Source organism: Serratia plymuthica (assembly GCF_018336935.1).
Classification (GTDB): Bacteria; Pseudomonadota; Gammaproteobacteria; order Enterobacterales; family Enterobacteriaceae; genus Serratia; species Serratia plymuthica_B.
In genome coordinates this window covers 1,646,748-1,664,674 of record NZ_CP068771.1, presented here as the reverse complement: position 1 = coordinate 1,664,674, position 17,927 = coordinate 1,646,748, and the positions used below count along the sequence as shown (strand labels likewise).

Sequence of the window (17,927 nt, the reverse complement as noted above, 5' to 3'; positions counted from 1 at the left end):
TTGCCCACCCGATTTCTCTGGTTATTATGCCTGAGTGTAGCATGCTTATCCGTCGCTCTCGGCGCGCCCAAGCCGCACCAGCGTTTCTGTTCTGGCCGGCGTCAATGGGATCCGTGGAGCCTCCAACGGCCAACCAAAAAGGTGACGTGCCGCCGTCGCGCAAATTTTGCCCTGGCAAGCTCCCATGCCGCAGCGGCTACCCAACTTGGCCGCCGACCAGCCAGAGAACTCGCGGACCTGTCCCAGCGGTACATCCTCGCAGCGGCACAACAGCGTGTTGGGCATCGGCAACGCTTTCAGAGCAGGGTTTAGCGTAAAGGCGCGTTCTACCGCTCCAGCGAAATGCCGCCACTTATCACGCTGTACCCGTAATGCCTGCGCCTGTTCCAGATTGCCGGTTGCGGCATAGCCTGCGATGGCTCCCTCAACGAGCGCCAACTCGCTGCCACCAACGCCGGTACAGTCTCCGGCAGCATAAACCTGCGGCAGACTGGTTTGCTGCTGTTCGTCCACGGCCACCGCATGATTGAACATTCGACACCCCAGGAGCATCGCCAGTTCGATATTCGCCACCAGACCAAAACCGCAGGCCAGTCGATCGCAAGGCAGTATCACTACTCGCCTGCCCTGCCGAACCCGCACCGCCTCCAGCCGTTGTCCACCCAGCGCCTCCAGCACATAGCTGTCAGGGCGATAACGTCGATTTAGCAGGGTCAATGACTGGCGTAGCTTCGTCGGCCAGCGCCACAGCCCACCGGCAAATTCCGCCAACTGCCGGACGGAAGCTTGCTCCGCCAGCAACACCACTTCGCCGCCGGCTTTGGCAACGCTATCGGCCACCGCCAACAGCAACGGCCCGCTGCCTGCAATCACCACCCGCTCCCCTTTGATTTGCAGACCTTGCTTTATTTGCGCTTGCAACCCACCGGCACCGGTCACCCCCGGCAGCGTCCAACCGGGAAACGGCAGCAGAAGCTCCCGTGCGCCGCAGCACAAGATCAACCGTTGATAATCGACGAGCCCACTGCCCAACTCGCTTTCATAGAGAATTTGCCGCGGCCCGCAGTGAGCCACGATCTTAACGGCGTTCAGTAACGTCACGTTATTCAGCGCCGCCACTGCCTGCCGATACTGCTGCGCAAGCACCGGCAATACGACTCCCGGCCCATCGCGCCAAATTTGTCCGCCTGGCCGGGGATTATCATCCAACACCAGCACCGACTGGCCACTTTGAGCAGCGGCGCGGGCTGCCGCTAACCCCGCCGGCCCTCCGCCGATAATCAGCACATCGCACGTCAGATTACTCATTATCGATCCTCTCAATACGCATCCCTGGTTGACACAGGGTCTGGCACGCCAGCCGCCGCAGGCCATTCACCGTGACGCGACACTCCTGGCAGATACCCATGCCACAAAACGGCGCTCGCGGCAGTTGGCTGACCGAGTGACGGCAACGATCCTGCCCGCTCAGGCTAAGGGCCGCTGCCACGCTGATGCCCTCCGGCACGCGCAAGTTTTCTCCCTCGATTATTAGGGTCAGCAAATTATCCTTCTGGCTCATACCGATAATACCTCCGAGCCAAACATCCGCGCAGCAAGATAGGGAGTGTCGTCAATGGCTGGCCGGTGATTCTGGATCTGCGCCGCAATCAGCGCAGCGCTGCCCAATGCGGTCGTCACCCCCAACCCCTCATGCCCCAATGCCAGCCATAACCAGGAGTGCTGCGGGTGCGGCCCCAATAGCGGCAAACCATCGGCCGAAGCGGCGCGCAGGCCGGTCCAGCAGCGGATAATATTCAGTTGCGCCAAGGTGGGCAAAAAGGTGTGGGCGCGCGCCAGCATCGCCGCCAGTATAGGCATATCTATGTCGGTGTCTGAGGCGCCAAATTGGCGGGAAGAACCGATCAGCAATTGGCCCGTCGGGCGCGCCTGAACGTTAAACGCCACTGAAGTGCCGTCGCAGGCGTGCGCACTGGCGCCATAACCCAGCTCAACCAATTGATGGCGCACCTGTTGTGGGTAGCGATCGGTGATCGCCAAGTGCCCTTTTTTGGCTTTCAGCAACGGTTGCGCCAACAGCCGATCGGCCTGGAGGCCGCAGGCAAGCACCACTACGGATGCCGTCAGGCGCTCACCACTGGCCAGCACTACCCTTTGCTCCTCCAGCATGACCGCCTCGCCGGCAATCACACTGATCGCCGTTCCCGCATCGGTTTGCAACCAGCGGGCAACGTTGGGTGCATACAGGATGCCATCGCCCGGCACCCGCAACCCGCCCGCCAGACCGGGCCGCAGCATCGGCTCAAGGCGGGTAACCTGCGCAGCACTGAGCGTCTCACTGAGCACGCCATATTCCGCCATTCGCCGCTGTTTCAGTTCGGCAATCGCCATTTCATCTTCCCGCTCCGCTAACCAGAGCGTGCCGCAACCGCGCCAGGCGCAGCTTTCCGGCATGCGATCCACCACTTCGCGCCACAATTGCGACGAATAAGCGCTTAGGGCCAATTCCGCGGGGTTATCATCCATGCAGACCAGGTGCCCCATACCTGCCGCCGTTGCGCCAGGGCGCTGATTATCCACCAGCAAGACCTGATACCCTTCCTGCGCCAGCCGCCAGGCACAGGCCGCACCGATAATGCCGGCACCCACCACTATCGCCTCCGCGCATCTGCCGGTGACCATTAGCGGATCCCCCAGGCGAAGGGGTCATTCTCATCCAGCAATAATCGGCTGTCGGCACAAACGTACGCTTGCCCGCGAATAAAAGGGGTTATGCGATCGCCATTACGACGGTAATAACCGCTGAACTCGCTACCTATCACGCTCGCCTGGCGCCAGACCTCATCCGGCTGCAATTTGCCGTCGGCCGCCAGACAAGCCAGCTTGGCGCTGGTGCCGGTACCACAAGGCGAGCGATCGTAGGCCTTGCCGGGGCATAGCACGAAGTTGCGGCTGTCAGCCTGCGGGTCGGCGGCGAACAGTTCAATATGATCGATAACACCGCCGTCTTCCCCATAAACTCCCGCCAGCTCCAGCGCCTGGCGCACCGCCCAGCAAAAGGCGGTTAGCGCCTCCAGATTTTGCATGTTGATGACCAAAGGATGCTCGGCAATCAGGAAAAACCAGTTTCCCCCCCAGGCGATGTCACCCGTCACCGCGCCATAGCCCTTCACCTCAACCGACACTTGGTGACGAAAACGATAGGCGGGCACGTTTTCCACCGTGACGCTACCATCTTGATGCAACGTGGCACTCACCGTGCCGACAGGGGTTTCAATCAAATGCTCCCCTGCGCTAATCCGCCCCAGGTAGGCCAGCGAGGCAACCAACCCAATAGTCCCGTGGCCGCACATGCCCAGATAGCCGGCGTTGTTGAAGAAAATCACCCCGGCGGTGGCCTGCGGTGAACAGGGTTGGCACAGCAATGCCCCCACCAGCACGTCATTGCCACGGGGCTCCAGAATCACGGCGCTTCGCCAGTCGTCATACTGCTGCGCAAACAACGCCTTGCGCTCCGCCATACTGCCGCTGCCCAGATCGGGGAACCCCTCAATAATCAATCGGGTGGGTTCCCCTGCGGTGTGGGAATCGATCGCCCGCAGTACGGTGAAATGCGAAGAAATTGCCATCGGAGTCTCCAGGGGTTAATAACGTGTTACCTATAGCCTTAGCCTGACCGAATACGCCGATGAGAGCTTGATGCATTTCGGCGCGGTAAATGCAGAAATCAGCACAATGCACGCCGCAGCGTTTAGCCCATGCCGCATAACCCTGTTAAAGCGGCCATAAGAATGACTTATTTATCATTATGTTATTGATATGCTATTTCTGAAACTGCGAGGAGACAGCCGTTTTCCTTGCTAAAAACTGCGCGGCAAAAAGAAAAAGTATGCGGCAATGCGCATATTTGGCAGCTGCGCTTGAAAAGTTATCAGAAAGTTAATATTGATTAACGGCGCCAAGAATGGCCTGTCCGAGCCGCCTCAGGTTCGGTGTCAAACAGCGGGGGAAGGTATTGCTATGCGATTGGCCCATGACCATCAGGTTGTTACTTCTCCTCAGCCCGCAACAGATGAGCAGGAAGATGACGTATTCGCCGTAGAGCAGCTGTCCCGGCTGTGCGATGGCCTGGCGCAACAGCGCCCTAACAACCTGCACGAATTGCTGAACTCGCTGGCGCTGATCGCCCCGCTGCTCAATGCCATTCCCAACGTGGTGTTCTTTATCAAGGATGCGCAGGCGCGTTACCTGTTGGCAAATCTGACGCTGGCCAAGCGCTGTGGGTTTAAAACCGTCATGCCATTGCTGGGAAAGACCTCGGCGGACGTCTTTCCCGCCCAGCTTGGCTCAGGTTACACCGAGCAGGATCTCCGGGTGCTGCGCCACGGGGTACTGATTCAGGATCAGTTGGAAATGCATCTGTATAACGGCCGGGAAACCGGCTGGTGCCTGACGCAAAAGCTGGCGCTGTACGACGCACAGGGCAAAATCATCGGCATGGCGGGCATCTCGCATGATCTGCAGGAGGCCAAGGCCAACCACCCGGCCTATCAACGGCTGGCTGCCATCGACGTCTATATACGCCAGCATTACGCCCGGCCGATCGCCCTCGAAGAGCTAACGGTGCTCACCGCACTTTCCGTGGCGCAAATAGAACGCTACTGCAAACGCATTTTTCACCTTACGCCGCGCCAGATGATCCACAAGGTTCGGTTGGAAAAAGCGACCGAATTGCTGGCCGGTGATTTGCCCATCACCGACATTGCCCTGCAATGCGGCTATACCGATCACAGCGCTTTCAGCCGTCAGTTCAAGTCGATGACCGGCTTGACGCCGCGCGATTTTCGGCTAACGGTAACCAATTAACCCTCTGATATTAATACTCATACCTCTTTTCTCGGCGGAAGAACCCTCAGGTTTTTTGCCGCCCGATGATCTGCGCCACTGTGCCAATTTCGTCGTGGCATTCGGCGAAAACCGTCAAGCCCCTGCGAACAATACAGGTCAATCTGTGGTTGGACTTCACCAATAATTCACCATCGATTAACAAACTTGGACGACAGGATAAACACTATGAGTCATAAAGCCATTAAATGGAGCGGCGTGTTCCCGGCGGTCAGCACCCAGTTCCGCAGTGATTTCTCTCTGGATCTCGACGCCACTCATACGGTGATCAAAAACCTGGTCGAGGACGGCGTTTCAGGTCTGGTGGTGTGCGGCACCGTCGGCGAAAACACGTCATTGACGGTACAGGAAAAGCTGTCAGTCATTGAGGTAGCGCGGGATGCGGCCCAAGGCAAGGTGCCGGTGATCGCCGGCATCGCCGAATTCACGACGGCCTTTGCGCGCAATATGGCGCGCGAAGCCCAGAAAGTCGGTGTCGACGGCATTATGGTGATGCCGGCCCTGGTTTACTCCGCCAAACCGCACGAAACCGCCACGCACTTTCGCAGCGTCGCCACCGCCACCGATCTGCCGATCATGGTCTACAACAACCCGCCCATTTATAAAAACGACGTAACGCCCGACATTCTGACCTCGCTGGTCGATTGCGAAAACATCGTGTGTTTCAAAGACTCTTCCGGCGACACCCGCCGCTTTATCGATCTGCGCAACGAGGTTGGCGATCGCTTCGTCCTGTTCGCCGGGCTGGATGATGTGGTGCTCGAAAGCATCGCTGTCGGGGCCGAAGGTTGGATATCCGGGATGTCCAACGCCTTCCCGCGTGAAGGCGAAACGCTGTTCCGCCTGGCGAAGCAAAAACGCTTTGAAGAAGCGCTGTCGCTATACCGTTGGTTTATGCCGCTGCTGCACCTCGATGCGCGGCCGGATCTGGTGCAGTGCATCAAGCTGTGTGAAGAGCTGGTGGGCCGCGGCAGCGCCATTACCCGTCCCCCGCGCCTGGCGCTGCAAGGCGACACCTTGGCGGAGGTCACCGCGGTAGTCAAAAAAGCACAGGCAAACCGCCCCGAGCTGCCGGACGTCGGCCTTTAATCGCCATCTTCGCCCGGCCCTCTGCCGGGCATTCTCATTTTTCTCATGGGGGATACATGCCCAATATCTATACCATCAGCGGCCAACAGTTTATCGGCGGCAAACGCCGCGCCAGCGGGGAAGCTACGCTGGTCAGCCTGCGTGCCGATAACGGCCGGCCAACCGGCCACCGTTTCCATCAGGCCACCGCCGCTGAAGCCGCAGCCGCTGCCGAGGCCGCCGCGCAGGCCTTCACCGCCTATTCGCAAATCGGCGCCGAGCGCCGGGCGGCGTTTCTTGACGCCATTGCCGATCAGCTGGACGCGCTGGAGGAGGATTTCTTCGCGTTCGCCATGCAGGAAACCGCCCTGCCATTGGCTCGCCTGAGCGGTGAACGCGCCAGAACCAGCGGTCAGATGCGATTATTCGCCACGCTGTTGCGTCGCGGCGATATGCACGGCGCACGCATAGATTGCGCTCTGCCACAGCGAACGCCATTACCGCGCCCGGATCTGCGGCAGTATCGTACCGCTATCGGCCCGGTAGCGGTGTTCGGCGCCAGCAATTTCCCGCTGGCGTTCTCCACCGCAGGTGGGGACACGGCGGCCGCGTTGGCTGCGGGTTGCCCGGTAGTTTTCAAAGCGCACGGTGGCCATATGATCACCGCAGAACTGACCGCGCAGGCGATTGAACGGGCCCGGGAGCAACTGCAAATCCCGGCAGGAGTGTTCAACATGATTTACGGCGATCGCATTGGCGCCGAGCTGGTACAGCACCCGGCGATCCAGGCTGTGGGCTTTACCGGTTCGCTGCGGGGCGGCAGAGCCTTGTTCGATCTGGCCATGCGCCGCCCACAACCTATTCCGGTGTTTGCCGAAATGTCGAGCATTAACCCGCTGATCGTGATGCCCCAGGCGCTGGCCCGGCGCGGGCAGAAAATCGCTCAGGAACTGGTTGCCTCATTCACCCAGGGGTGCGGCCAGTTCTGCACCAAGCCGGGGTTGATCCTCGGCCAACAAGGTGCGGCATTCAGCCGGCTGATTCACGAGTTAAATACGTGGGTAAACGCCGCCGCACCTCAGCCGATGCTGAATGCCGGCACGCTGGCACATTACCGCAGCGGATTAAAAGCGCTCGAAGAGGTGCCGGGCATTCGCCATCTGGCCGGCAACCGCGAGCAGCAACCGCATCTGGCCGCTCCGCAGCTTTATCAGGCCGACGTCAACCTGCTGCTGAGCGGCAACCCTTTGCTGCAGGAGGAAGTTTTTGGTCCGGTGGCCGTCCTGGTGGCGGTGGAAGACAACCGTCAACTGGCCGACGTGCTGGAAAGCCTGCAAGGGCAACTGACCGCCACCCTGCTGGCGGAGGAGGATGATCAAACCGACGCGGCACCGCTGGCCCAATTGCTGACTCGCAAAGCCGGGCGGGTACTGTTCAACGGGTATCCCACCGGAGTCGAAGTCTGTGACGCCATGGTGCACGGCGGCCCTTATCCGGCGACCAGCGATGCTCGCGGCACGTCGGTAGGCACGCTGGCCATCGAACGTTTTCTGCGCCCGGTCTGCCTACAGAATTACCCGGCGGCGTTACTCCCCCCGCAGTTGCAAGACAGCAACCCACTTGGCCTGTTGCGGCTGGTTAACGGCATCTATACCCGGGATCCCATTACTTTCTCTGCCAATGACTAGCCAGGCCGTATCTGAATGCCATCAAATAACAAGAGGGTAACCCCATGACAACCCAAGGCAAATTCAAGAAGCAGCTTACGCTCACCGATCTGACGTTTATTGGTCTGGGCGCTATATTTGGTTCCGGCTGGCTATTTGCCGCCAGCCACGTCTCCTCCATTGCCGGCCCTGCGGGCATTTACTCCTGGCTTATCGGCGGCCTGGCCGTTTTGCTGCTCGGCATTGTTTATTGCGAACTGGGCGCTGCTCTGCCACGCGCCGGTGGCATCATCCGCTATCCGGTATTTTCCCATGGCGAACTGATGGGCTATCTGTTGGGTTTTATCACCCTGATCGCCTTCTCCAGTCTGATATCGATTGAGATCGTCGCCGCCCGCCAGTACGCCGCCGCCTGGTTTCCCTTTCTGAGCCAGCCCGGATCCGGCGACCCGACGCTGATAGGTTGGGTCGTGCAACTGATACTGCTGTGCTTCTTCTTCGCCCTTAACTACTACAGCGTCAAAACCTTTGCCAAATCCAACAACCTGATCAGCGTGATTAAATTCGTGGTGCCGCTGTTGGTGATCGTGGTGCTGTTCAACTTCTTCAAACCCGAAAATTTGTACAGTCAGGGCTTTGCTCCCTTTGGTTCCGCCGGGGTAGAGGCGGCCATATCGGCAGGCGGGATTATCTTCGCTTACCTCGGCCTGACGCCGATTATCTCGGTCGCCAGTGAGGTGCAAAACCCACAGCGTACGATTCCCATCGCGCTGATCCTCTCGGTGGTACTGTCCACCATCATCTACGTGCTGTTGCAGGTCGCTTTCCTCGGCAGCATTCCCGGCGAAATGTTGAGTGGCGGCTGGGCCGGTATCAGCCAGCAATTCTCACTGCCCTATCGCGATATCGCCATCACGCTGGGCATGGGCTGGCTGGCGTTCCTGGTGGTGAGCGATGCGATTATCTCGCCGAGCGGCACCGGCAATATCTATATGAATGCCACGCCGCGGGTGATCTACGGCTGGGCGCGCGCCGGGACCTTCTTTAAAATCTTTACCCGCGTCGACGGGGAGTCCGGCATTCCGCGCCCTGCGCTGTGGCTGACCTTTGGTCTGTCGATCTTCTGGACGCTGCCTTTCCCCTCCTGGGAGAAGCTGATCGGCGTAGTGTCCGCCGCTCTGGTACTGAGTTACGCCATTGCGCCCGTCACCGCCGCCGGCCTGCGGCGTAATGCGCCGGACCTGCCTCGCCCGTTCTTCGTTCGGGGGTTTTGCGTGCTCGGCCCGGTATCATTCATCATCTCGGCACTTATCGTTTACTGGTCCGGATGGAACACCGTTTCCTGGCTGCTTGGTCTGCAAATCCTGATGTTCGTGGTCTATATCCTGTTCAAAAACAAGGTGCCTACCCATGCCGTCAGCCTGCGGCAGCAGATTTGGTCCTCACTGTGGCTGATCGGCTTTTACGCGCTGATTATTGTGACGTCCTATCTCGGTAGCTTTGGCGGTATCAATGCCCTGGGCCACCCGTGGGATACCCTTACGGTAGCGGTCATTGCGCTGGTGATTTACTACTGGGGTGCCTGTACCTGTTTGCCCAAGGCGAACTTCGACGGTGATGAAGAAGAGTAGCCGCAAAGGAGAAATCTCATGACGCAAACCCAGACTCTGTCGCTGAGCGAGGCCTATCATCTCGCGCTGCGCGCACTGCGCAGCAACGGTTTCAGCGCTGAACATGCCGACGCCGTCGCGCAGAATGTGACCGCCGGTGAACGTGATGGTTGTGCCTCGCACGGTCTATATCGGGTGCTTGGCTGCGTGCGCTCGCTGCTGGCCGGCAAGGTGTCCGCCAGCGCCGTTCCAGTGCTTATCGACAGCGCTCCGGCGATCCTGCGGGTGAACGCTAACGACGGTTTTTCGCTGCTGGCTTATCGCCGCGCACTGCCTGCTTTTGTCGACAAAGTGCGCGCTAACGGCATAGCGGCGCTGGCCATTAACCACTGTGTGCATTTTTCCGCCCTGTGGGCCGATATTGAACCCTTAACCGAGCAAGGGCTGGTGGCACTGGCATGCACACCCAGCCATGCCTGGGTCACCCCCGCCGGGGGAACCCGTCCGTTGTTCGGCACCAACCCTATCGCCTTTGGCTGGCCGCGCCCGCAACGCCCACCCTTTATCTTTGATATGGCCACCAGCGCCGCGGCACGCGGCGAAATCGAGTTGCACCGCCGCGCCGGCACACAGTTGCCCGAAGGATGGGGCCTTGATGAGCAAGGGCAGCCTTCGACCGATCCGGCCAGCGTGTTGCAGGGTGCGATGCTGGCCTTTGGCGGCCATAAGGGATCCGCGCTGGCGGCAATGGTCGAGCTGCTCGCCGGGCCGTTGATTGGCGATATGACCAGTAAGGAGTCGCTGGCCTACGATCGGCAGACCGGCTCCTCTCCTTACGGCGGCGAATTGTTTATCGCTATGGATCCCGATCGTTTTATGGGGGCCGACAAAGAGGTTCATTTTGCCAGAGCAGAAGCCTTGTTCGCCGATATGTCCGCGCAAGGGGCGCGTATTCCAGGGGAGCGGCGTTTTCAGATGCGGCAATACAGCGAGCAGCACGGCGTTACCTTGCCGCTGGCGCTGTATGAAGAAATCGTGGCCCTCTGCCGCTAAATGATACAGGCCCGCAAGCTGAGCTGCGGGCCTTAACCCATTATCTGACCACCATGACCGAGATATTGGCGTGGCGCACAATCGCCGCGGCATTAGATCCCAGCAGGTAGGTTTTCACGCTCGGACGGCGCGAACCTATGATGATCAAATCCGCTTTGATTTCCTCAGCCAATTCCAACACCTGATCGCGCGGGGAGCCAAAGCTGATGGTGTAATCCAGTCGTTCCAGCGGAATATCAATTTCCGACATGATTTTCTTCAGCTTATCTACCGCTTTTACTTCCGCTTGATTCTCAAACTCCTTGATGCCAAACGAATAGGCGGTAACGAACGCGGAAGCGTCCGGCAGCGCGTGGAAGAAATGCACTTTGGCACTGGAAATTTTCGCCAGGTACTCGACATTCTTCAAGGCATGCTCGGTCAGCAGATCTTCTTCGATATCTATCGGCACTAATATGGTCTTGTACATATTACATCCCTTCTATGTAAACCTTGGTGCCTATAGGGTACTGCCGGGAGAAAGGTGCGTGAACCGCTTTCTCGCGCTTTTGTGATCGCCGGTAACTCCTGGCCGGAATAATTGACTATTTAACAAAATATAAACATAGCGAGGTTAACGGCTAGTCGATTAATTATTTCAACATCAGTTAAATAAGCTGCAAATACACGGCTTTCGCCGTAGCGGCGGTTTTATTGGCAACTGACAGCTTTTTAATCGAATTACCAATATGAAAATTCACCGTCCTTTCACTCAACCCCAGAAGCATGGCAATTTCCTCTGAGGTTTTACCTTCGCTGCACCAGCGTAAAATATCCTTTTCGCGCAGCGTCAACACGTCTTTGATCGTCTCGTCGTTCACCGATATCAATGCTTCGCGCAACGTTTTATGGGCTATCTGCGCCAGCCATAAAAAGAAGGTTTCGTTATGCGCACCTGCCTGCGGCGACTGCTCAGGGATTTTTCTGCCGGCAAAGGTGAGAATACCCAACCGACCGTAGCAATCCTTGATCGACTGTGACCAACCTTCACGGATACCGAACTGCGCCATACGCCACCACAGCTCCGGTTTGTCTTGATAGAACCCTTCGTCCCAATGAAACTGCAGTGTGGAATGATGAGCCTGATCGATAACCGGATCCTGCAGATAGACCCGCAACTTGCGGTAGTCCTCCAGGTATTCTGCAGGATAATTCCCTTCTATCTGCATTTTGGGCCGGCTGGCGGGGTAACATGAAAATACGGTATAGGAATAGTATTCAAAGCCCAGCGTCTGAGCACAGAGTTCCAGACGGCGTAAAAAAAGCTCGCGGTCGTGCACACTGCCGAGTAAAGCATCCATCAAAGGCTGAATACGGGTGTCCATAAAACACGTTCTCCAGAAAGCGGTACCGGGTCATCGATAAGTGACATTAACTATAGTGGGGGCGCCCGGGCTGCAACAGCCGTTTCATAGTATAAAAAATACGATGGCTATAACAAAAGAAGCTATGGTCATCCAAACGCTAATAAATAACGCTTTTAACGCTGGCTAATAACCGGAATTACGCGAATACCATAACCGCCTATTATTGTAAACCTGTCACTTCTACCGTTAGACAGTCATCTCGCCGCCAATTACCTTCGCCATAGGCACCCGGTGCCGCTCCAAATCCAAATAAATTATAAGCATTTGCGAATTCTGCAATGCAGAAAAATACTCACGGGGATTTTCTATGGCAGAGAATAATTCGGCAATCCGTTCAGTCGCCGTTATTGGTGCGGGAACCATGGGCAGAGGCATCGCCTACCTCCTGGCGCTGAACGGCATACGCACCGTACTTTATAATCGCAATGGTAATAATCTCAATCAGGCCCGTGACTATATTGTCAGTGACCTGGACAGAAAAATGGATAACGGAAAAATAACCCTGCAGAAAAAAGGCCAGATATTAGCCAATATTATTTTCTCGGCCGTTTTCGAGGCCATAGCCGACAGCGATCTGGTAATTGAAACCATTGCGGAAGATGAGCAAACCAAGCATGAGGTTCTGGCAGCCATTGCGGCTACGGTAAAGCCCGAGGCGATTATTGCAACCAATACCTCATCGCTGTCGCTGAACAAGTTGGCGACGGGGGTGGAAAACAACCCGCGTTTTATCGGCCTGCATTTTTTCAATCCGGCGCCGTTGATGAAGTTGATCGAAATTATTCCCTCTTATTTTACCTCTCGCGCCGCCACTCTGCGCTGCCAGCAGTTGGTAACCGCGTTGGGTAAAGAGTTTGTGGTCTGCAAAGCCACGCCGGGCTTTATTGTTAACCGCATGGCGCGGCCTTTCTATCTGGAAGGGTTCCGGCTGCTGGAGGAAAACGTGGCGCTGGCGCCACAGATCGACCGCGCCCTCAAGGCTGGGGGGCATTTTCGCATGGGGCCTTTAGAACTGACTGATTTTATCGGCCAGGACATCAACTATCAGGTCAGCAAGCAGATTTGGCAGGACATGCAGTTCGACCCCCGCTATACCCCCGGCCATTTGCAACGCTCGCTGGTGGATGCCGGGCTGTTGGGGAAGAAAAACGGGCGCTCTTTTTTTTCCCCCCAACCTGCTACACCACCCTACCCGGCCACCGAGGGCGGCACGCCGACTTCACTGCATTTCTATGGTGAGCACGCTTTATTCGATCATCTGCAACAGCGCGCTCTGGCCAACTGGCCTGCGCTGCGCGTTCAGCGGTTGCCGGAACGGCCGGATCTGGGGCGCTTTATCCTGCTGAATAACACCCTGGCGATCAAAATCACCGATGGCAGAACGGCGAACCTGCTGGCCGGCTTAACCGCTCTCGACACCTTCGTGATTGACGCCGCGCTGAATTACGCCGACACCGCCTATCTGGTAGCCACCCACAATCAGCATGCCACAGAGGCGAACAAGGCGCTGTTTCTGACGCTGCTGCAAACCGTCATCGCTCAGGTGGAGTTTATTAAGGACTCCCCGGCCCTGATCGTTGCCCGCGTACTGAGCAGCCTGATCAATGAATCGGTGATCATGGTGGAGAGCGGCGTTTGCAGCCGGGCGGATATCGATATCGCCGCAGTGGCCGGCGTGAACTATGCCGACGGCATTTTTGCCTGGCTGGCGCAGCTCGGGCAGAAAAACGTGAAATCGACGCTGGATAACATGGCGCAGCTGCTGCACTCCACGCGCTATTACCCGCATTACTCATTGCTGAACGCGGCCCGGCCAGAGCTGGCTGTGGCGCCCTAAGGAAAAATGATGACGATTAAAGACGATGGGGTCTATCTGATCGACGGCACGCGCACGGCGATCGGCGCTTATGGCGGCAGCCTGGCGCTGACGCGCCCGGATGATATGGCGGCGGCCATTATTCGGGCACTGCTGCAACGTCACCCTGATGCGGAGCCGGATATCGATGAAGTGATCCTGGGTTGCGCCAATCAGGCCGGTGAGGACAACCGCAACGTCGCGCGCATGGCGGCGCTGTTGTCTGGCCTGGATCAGAGCGTGCCGGCCATTACCCTGAACCGGCTGTGCGCATCCGGGCTGGATGCCGTGATCTACGCCGGCGCGAAAATAAAAAGCGGCCTCAGCGATCTGGTGCTGGCCGGCGGCGTAGAAAGCATGAGCCGGGCGCCCTACGTGATGGGCAAAAGCGAAACGCCTTTCGACAAGGGCGTCAAGCTGTACGACACCACCCTGGGTTGGCGTTTTGTCAATCCGCAGTTGGCGGAGCGCTATGGTTGCGATCCGCTGGGCGTTACGGCGGAGAACGTGGCGCGGCAACACCAAATATCCCGTGAAGATCAGGATATTTTTGCCCTGAGTTCACAGCAAAAGGCCTGGCTGGCTATCGAAAATGGCCGATTGGCCAGGGAAATCACGCCACTCGAGGTGCAGGTGGATCGTAAAACCCGCAAGACTTTCGAACAGGATGAATTTCCGCGCCAGACCACGCTGCAAAAACTCCATGCGCTGAAACCGGCCTTTATTGCCGACGGCTCGGTAACCGCCGGCAACGCTTCGGGCATCAACGACGGAGCGGCCGTGCTGCTGCTGGCCTCTGGCCGTTATGTGAAACGCAAATCGCTGCAACCGCTGGCGGAGATTGGCGACAGCGCCAGCGCGGGCGTTGCCCCGTCGGTGATGGGCATCGGGCCGATCGCCGCCACCGACCGGTTGCTGGCGCGAACCGGCTTTACCCTGAACGATTTTGACGTGATTGAAATTAATGAGGCGTTTGCCGCACAGGTGTTGGCCACGCTGAAAAACTGGCGTATCGATTTCAACGATATGCGGGTCAACCCAAACGGCGGCGCCATCGCCCTCGGTCATCCACTTGGAATGTCAGGCGCGCGGCTGGTGCTTTCCGCCGCGCTGGAACTCAATGCACGGCAGGTAAACAACGCGCTGGTGACGATGTGTGTCGGTGTCGGCCAAGGCGTTTCATTGGTTATTAAAGCCCTTTAACGTAAGGAATTCCGCATGAGCGTATTAAACATTCTTGAAGAAAAACTGGCCGAAACCAAAAAACAGGGGCGGTTCCGCGAGTTCCTCAACCTCGAACGCAGCGTGGTGGATAAACCCTGGGCCATCAGCCACGGGCAGAACGGCGAGCGCCGCCTGAACGTCTGGTGCTCGAATGATTATCTGGCGATGAGCCATCACCCCAAAGTCATCCTGGCCACCACCGAGGCGGTGAATCGCGTCGGGCTGGGCACCTGCGGCGCCCGCAGCATTTCCGGCACCTCGGTCTACCACAGCGAGCTGGAAACGCTGCTGGCCAGCGCCTACGGCAAAGAGTCCGCGTTGCTGTTCACTACCGGCTTCGGAGCCAATGACGCTACGTTGTCCACGCTTTGCGACGCCATTCCCAATCTGATCGTATTTTCCGATGAGCTTAACCATGCTTCGATGATTTACGGCATCCGCTACAGTAAGGCGGAGAAAAAAATCTTCCGCCACAATGATGTGGCGCACCTTGAAGAGTTGCTGCAGGCGGCCGATCCCGACCGCCCCAAGTTGATCGCTTTCGAGTCGCTCTATTCGATGGACGGCGACTTCGCGCCTCTGGCACAAATTGTGGAACTGGCGGAGAAATATCAGGCGCTGACCTACCTGGACGAGATCCACTCCGCCGGCGTTTACGGCCATCGCGGCCTGGGTTATGCCGAGCAATTGGGCCTGTTGGATAACATCACCATTATCCAGGGCGGTTTCGGCAAATCTTACGGCGCCGCCGGCGGCTATATCGCCGCACCGCGTGTGGTGGTTGAAGCAGTGCGCAGTTGGGCACCGGCGTTCGTCTTCAGTACGTCGTCCCCTGCGCCGGTGGTGGCCGCCGCGTTGGCCAGCTTCAAATACAATCTTGAGCATGACAACCAACGCAAACACCTGCTGGTGATTATCGATCATCTTAAGTCCGGCCTGCGTGCCGCCGGTATCCCGCTGGTTTCGCAAGACAGCCACATTCTGCCGGTGCTGGTCGGCGATCCGCACCGGAACAAGCACATCAGCAAGGTGCTGCTCGACGAGTACGATATTTACGTGCAGCCGGTGAACGCCCCGACGGTCCCGGCAGGCAGCGAGCGTTTGCGCGTCACGCCGACCTCTGCCCATACTCATGAGGATGTGGATTATTTCCTGGCGGCATTAAGCAAAGTCTGGGCCGCCAATGAATTACGGAGAGCAGGATGAAGTCGACGGATTATAACGGCCATTTTCTTACGCTTTGTCTGATGGCGACCGGCACCTTTGCCATTGGCATCGATGCGTTTATCGTCGCCGGCGTGCTTACCGAGATTTCCGATACCTTTACTGTCAGCCCCGCTCAGGCGGGGCAGTTAATCTCGGTGTTTGCCCTCGCCTATATGCTGTTTGCCCCGCTGACCGCCTGGCTGTTTGGCAACCTCAACCGCAAGCATATTTTACAGATCGCCCTGGTATTGTTTATCGTCGGTAATCTGGCCTGCGCATTTGCCGACAGCTTTTTGCAAATCGCTGCCGGTCGAGTGCTGGCGGCGCTGGGGGCCGCAGCCTACACGCCGCAAGCCGCCGCCGCTGCGGTCGGGCTGGTGTCGGAAAAGCGCCGTGGGCTGGCTATCTCCATCGTTTACGGCGGCATGACGCTGGCCATTGCCCTTGGCATTCCTTTTGGTACCTTCCTGGCCAGGTTGGTTGGTTGGCGGGAGATTTTCCTGCTGATTGCCCTGCTGGGCGCCGTTTCTCTGCTGGGACTTTCGCTGGCGCTGCGCGCCATTGCCGCACCGGGTAAGCACACGCTGAAGGAGCGGCTCGCCCCACTGCGGCAAAAGGCGGTGCTGACCACATTGCTGATCACCTTCTTTGCCGTCTGTTCCGAGCATATCGTGTACAGCTATGTCAGCGTACTGCTGAAACATACCCAGTTGGGTGCGGAGGCTATTTTACCGATCGCGCTGCTGGTATTCGGCGTAGGCGCCGTCATCGGCAATTTCGTTTCCGGCGTGTTGACCGATACCCTCGGCAGCAAGTTTGTGCTGCTGTTCTCGGTAACCATTCAAACGGTCTCGCTGTTTCTGCTCACCTTTTACGTTACTTCCCCCTGGTGGGTGCTGGCGATTTTTCTGGTGTGGGGCATTACCGGCTGGATGTATCTGGTGCCAATCCAACATCACTTGCTGTCGCTATCGAAACGCTTTGGCGCACTGACCGTTTCACTGAACAGCTCCGTACTCTATGCCGGCATCGCCGCCGGCGGCATGCTCGGCGGCCTGACGCTGTATACGCTGCCGGCCTATTATCTGCCGCTGTTTTCGCTGCCGCTGGGGGCCATCGCCCTGCTGCTGACGCTGTTCTTCTTCCAGGGAGAAAAAGCCAATGAATGACCCGCAGCCTCCGGTGCTTTATGAGCGCCACGATGACGGCGTTGCCGTTATTACCCTCAATCGGCCGGAGAAAAAGAACGCCATCAATCTGGAGATGGCGCGTCTGATTCAAACTTATCTGCAACGGGCCGAGCAGGATGACGCGGTGCGGGCGATTGTGCTGACCGGCCATCCTGAGGTGTTTTCCGCCGGGATGGACATAAAGGCATTTCGCCAGGGGGAACTGCCGGTGGTCGAGCCAGAGGGGTTTGGCGGCATCGTGCATGCCCAACTCGCCAAGATCCTCATTGCCGCCGTCGATGGCATAGCCTTCGGCGGCGGTTTCGAGATTGCGTTGGCCTGCGACCTGATCGTCGCCAACCGCAGCGCACGGTTCAGTTTCCCGGAAACCGGGCTGGGGCTGATTGCGGCGCAAGGCGGTTGTTCGCGGCTACCGGCGCGGATCTCACCGTATATCGCCCTCGACTGGTTGCTGACCGGCAGAACAATAAGTGCGGAGGAAGCCTGGCGACACGGCGCTATTTCTCGTATCAGCGAAGGGTCGGCACAGGATGAAGCGCTGGGCATCGCCCGGCAAATCGCGCAAAAAAATCCGCTCGCCAGCCGGGCGGTGAAAGCCATCGTCCGTTATGGATTAACGCAGTATGAGACGCCGACGTTCGGCTACCAGCAGAGCTGGGTTGAACAGGTGCGGCAAGCGGCAGCAACCTCCTTTTGAGAACATTCTTAGTGAATGGCAATCATTCGCAGTCTAACGTTTAAGC

At 58.0% G+C, this 17,927-nt stretch carries 16 protein-coding genes; 10 read left to right on the top strand and 6 right to left on the bottom strand.

All coding sequences use genetic code 11. From position 1 onward, the window contains the following. Nucleotides 1-45: 45 nt before the first annotated feature. Genes JK621_RS07840 through JK621_RS07825 form a run of 4 tightly spaced genes read right to left on the bottom strand, consistent with a single transcriptional unit; the run spans nt 46 to nt 3,629 of the window. Entirely contained in the window at nt 46-1,308 is a 1,263-nt protein-coding gene (locus JK621_RS07840; protein WP_249337154.1) for an NAD(P)/FAD-dependent oxidoreductase, read from the bottom strand. Further along, nucleotides 1,301-1,561 carry a (2Fe-2S)-binding protein gene (locus tag JK621_RS07835; protein ID WP_212559322.1) on the bottom strand — a complete coding sequence of 87 codons (261 nt, stop codon included), beginning with the start codon at nt 1,559-1,561 and terminating at the stop codon, nt 1,301-1,303. The genes JK621_RS07840 and JK621_RS07835 overlap by 8 nt, the downstream gene beginning before the upstream one ends. Next, nucleotides 1,558-2,682: an NAD(P)/FAD-dependent oxidoreductase gene (locus JK621_RS07830; RefSeq protein ID WP_212559321.1), complete on the bottom strand. Its 1,125-nt coding sequence runs from the start codon at nt 2,680-2,682 to the stop codon at nt 1,558-1,560. The genes JK621_RS07835 and JK621_RS07830 overlap by 4 nt, the downstream gene beginning before the upstream one ends. Beyond that, nucleotides 2,682-3,629 carry a 4-hydroxyproline epimerase gene (locus JK621_RS07825; protein WP_212559320.1) on the bottom strand — a complete coding sequence of 316 codons (948 nt, stop codon included), beginning with the start codon at nt 3,627-3,629 and terminating at the stop codon, nt 2,682-2,684. Before JK621_RS07825 ends, JK621_RS07830 begins: the two co-directional genes overlap by 1 nt. Before the next feature lie 391 nt (nt 3,630-4,020). Here JK621_RS07825 and JK621_RS07820 point away from each other — a divergent pair, with 391 nt between their 5' ends. The 5 genes from JK621_RS07820 (at nt 4,021) to JK621_RS07800 (ending at nt 10,303) form a co-directional block, all read left to right on the top strand. Further along, a complete protein-coding gene (locus tag JK621_RS07820) occupies nt 4,021-4,866 on the top strand; it encodes an AraC family transcriptional regulator (RefSeq protein ID WP_212559319.1) in 846 nt (281 codons plus the stop codon). A 207-nt stretch (nt 4,867-5,073) separates the two neighbouring features. Then, nucleotides 5,074-5,994 (top strand): dihydrodipicolinate synthase family protein, encoded by a 921-nt coding sequence (locus JK621_RS07815; RefSeq protein ID WP_212559318.1) that lies wholly within the window; start codon nt 5,074-5,076, stop codon nt 5,992-5,994. 56 nt (nt 5,995-6,050) lie between these two features. Beyond that, a complete protein-coding gene (locus JK621_RS07810; protein ID WP_212559317.1) occupies nt 6,051-7,661 on the top strand; it encodes an aldehyde dehydrogenase (NADP(+)) in 1,611 nt (536 codons plus the stop codon). Nucleotides 7,662-7,705: 44 nt separating this feature from the next. Then, on the top strand, nt 7,706-9,271 hold the full coding sequence (locus tag JK621_RS07805) for an APC family permease (protein ID WP_212559316.1): 1,566 nt from the start codon (nt 7,706-7,708) through the stop codon (nt 9,269-9,271). A gap of 18 nt (nt 9,272-9,289) precedes the next feature. Then, the gene (locus JK621_RS07800; RefSeq protein WP_212559315.1) at nt 9,290-10,303 is read left to right on the top strand and encodes an Ldh family oxidoreductase; all 1,014 of its coding nucleotides are present in this window, start codon (nt 9,290-9,292) and stop codon (nt 10,301-10,303) included. A 40-nt stretch (nt 10,304-10,343) separates the two neighbouring features. Here JK621_RS07800 and JK621_RS07795 read toward each other — a convergent pair whose 3' ends face one another. Further along, a complete protein-coding gene (locus tag JK621_RS07795; RefSeq protein ID WP_212559314.1) occupies nt 10,344-10,772 on the bottom strand; it encodes a universal stress protein in 429 nt (142 codons plus the stop codon). A gap of 178 nt (nt 10,773-10,950) precedes the next feature. Then, entirely contained in the window at nt 10,951-11,667 is a 717-nt protein-coding gene (locus tag JK621_RS07790) for an autoinducer binding domain-containing protein (protein WP_212559313.1), read from the bottom strand. Between the two features lie 349 nt (nt 11,668-12,016). Here JK621_RS07790 and JK621_RS07785 point away from each other — a divergent pair, with 349 nt between their 5' ends. From JK621_RS07785 to JK621_RS07765, 5 genes are read left to right on the top strand one after another with little or no spacing between them, the layout of a single operon-like run. Beyond that, nucleotides 12,017-13,546, top strand: coding sequence for a 3-hydroxyacyl-CoA dehydrogenase NAD-binding domain-containing protein (locus JK621_RS07785; protein ID WP_212559312.1), 1,530 nt, complete (start codon nt 12,017-12,019; stop codon nt 13,544-13,546). 9 nt (nt 13,547-13,555) lie between these two features. Continuing rightward, nucleotides 13,556-14,767, top strand: a complete 1,212-nt coding sequence (locus JK621_RS07780; RefSeq protein ID WP_212560156.1) for an acetyl-CoA C-acyltransferase — start codon at nt 13,556-13,558, stop codon at nt 14,765-14,767. A 15-nt stretch (nt 14,768-14,782) separates the two neighbouring features. Beyond that, nucleotides 14,783-15,994, top strand: a complete 1,212-nt coding sequence (hemA, locus tag JK621_RS07775) for a 5-aminolevulinate synthase (protein WP_212559311.1) — start codon at nt 14,783-14,785, stop codon at nt 15,992-15,994. After that, nucleotides 15,991-17,163 (top strand): MFS transporter, encoded by a 1,173-nt coding sequence (locus JK621_RS07770; protein ID WP_212559310.1) that lies wholly within the window; start codon nt 15,991-15,993, stop codon nt 17,161-17,163. Before hemA ends, JK621_RS07770 begins: the two co-directional genes overlap by 4 nt. Next, entirely contained in the window at nt 17,156-17,881 is a 726-nt protein-coding gene (locus tag JK621_RS07765; protein ID WP_212559309.1) for an enoyl-CoA hydratase-related protein, read from the top strand. Before JK621_RS07770 ends, JK621_RS07765 begins: the two co-directional genes overlap by 8 nt. The last annotated feature ends 46 nt before the right edge of the window (nt 17,882-17,927 follow it).

Coding starts and splice junctions, on each gene's coding strand:
- JK621_RS07830 (WP_212559321.1), bottom strand. CDS start 2,682: ATGGTCACCGGCAGATGCGCGGAGGCGATAGTGGTGGGTGCCGGCATT.
- JK621_RS07795 (WP_212559314.1), bottom strand. CDS start 10,772: ATGTACAAGACCATATTAGTGCCGATAGATATCGAAGAAGATCTGCTG.
- JK621_RS07765 (WP_212559309.1), top strand. CDS start 17,156: ATGAATGACCCGCAGCCTCCGGTGCTTTATGAGCGCCACGATGACGGC.
- JK621_RS07785 (WP_212559312.1), top strand. CDS start 12,017: ATGGCAGAGAATAATTCGGCAATCCGTTCAGTCGCCGTTATTGGTGCG.
- hemA (WP_212559311.1), top strand. CDS start 14,783: ATGAGCGTATTAAACATTCTTGAAGAAAAACTGGCCGAAACCAAAAAA.
- JK621_RS07800 (WP_212559315.1), top strand. CDS start 9,290: ATGACGCAAACCCAGACTCTGTCGCTGAGCGAGGCCTATCATCTCGCG.
- JK621_RS07780 (WP_212560156.1), top strand. CDS start 13,556: ATGACGATTAAAGACGATGGGGTCTATCTGATCGACGGCACGCGCACG.
- JK621_RS07825 (WP_212559320.1), bottom strand. CDS start 3,629: ATGGCAATTTCTTCGCATTTCACCGTACTGCGGGCGATCGATTCCCAC.
- JK621_RS07815 (WP_212559318.1), top strand. CDS start 5,074: ATGAGTCATAAAGCCATTAAATGGAGCGGCGTGTTCCCGGCGGTCAGC.
- JK621_RS07805 (WP_212559316.1), top strand. CDS start 7,706: ATGACAACCCAAGGCAAATTCAAGAAGCAGCTTACGCTCACCGATCTG.
- JK621_RS07820 (WP_212559319.1), top strand. CDS start 4,021: ATGCGATTGGCCCATGACCATCAGGTTGTTACTTCTCCTCAGCCCGCA.
- JK621_RS07790 (WP_212559313.1), bottom strand. CDS start 11,667: ATGGACACCCGTATTCAGCCTTTGATGGATGCTTTACTCGGCAGTGTG.
- JK621_RS07840 (WP_249337154.1), bottom strand. CDS start 1,308: ATGAGTAATCTGACGTGCGATGTGCTGATTATCGGCGGAGGGCCGGCG.
- JK621_RS07835 (WP_212559322.1), bottom strand. CDS start 1,561: ATGAGCCAGAAGGATAATTTGCTGACCCTAATAATCGAGGGAGAAAAC.
- JK621_RS07810 (WP_212559317.1), top strand. CDS start 6,051: ATGCCCAATATCTATACCATCAGCGGCCAACAGTTTATCGGCGGCAAA.
- JK621_RS07770 (WP_212559310.1), top strand. CDS start 15,991: ATGAAGTCGACGGATTATAACGGCCATTTTCTTACGCTTTGTCTGATG.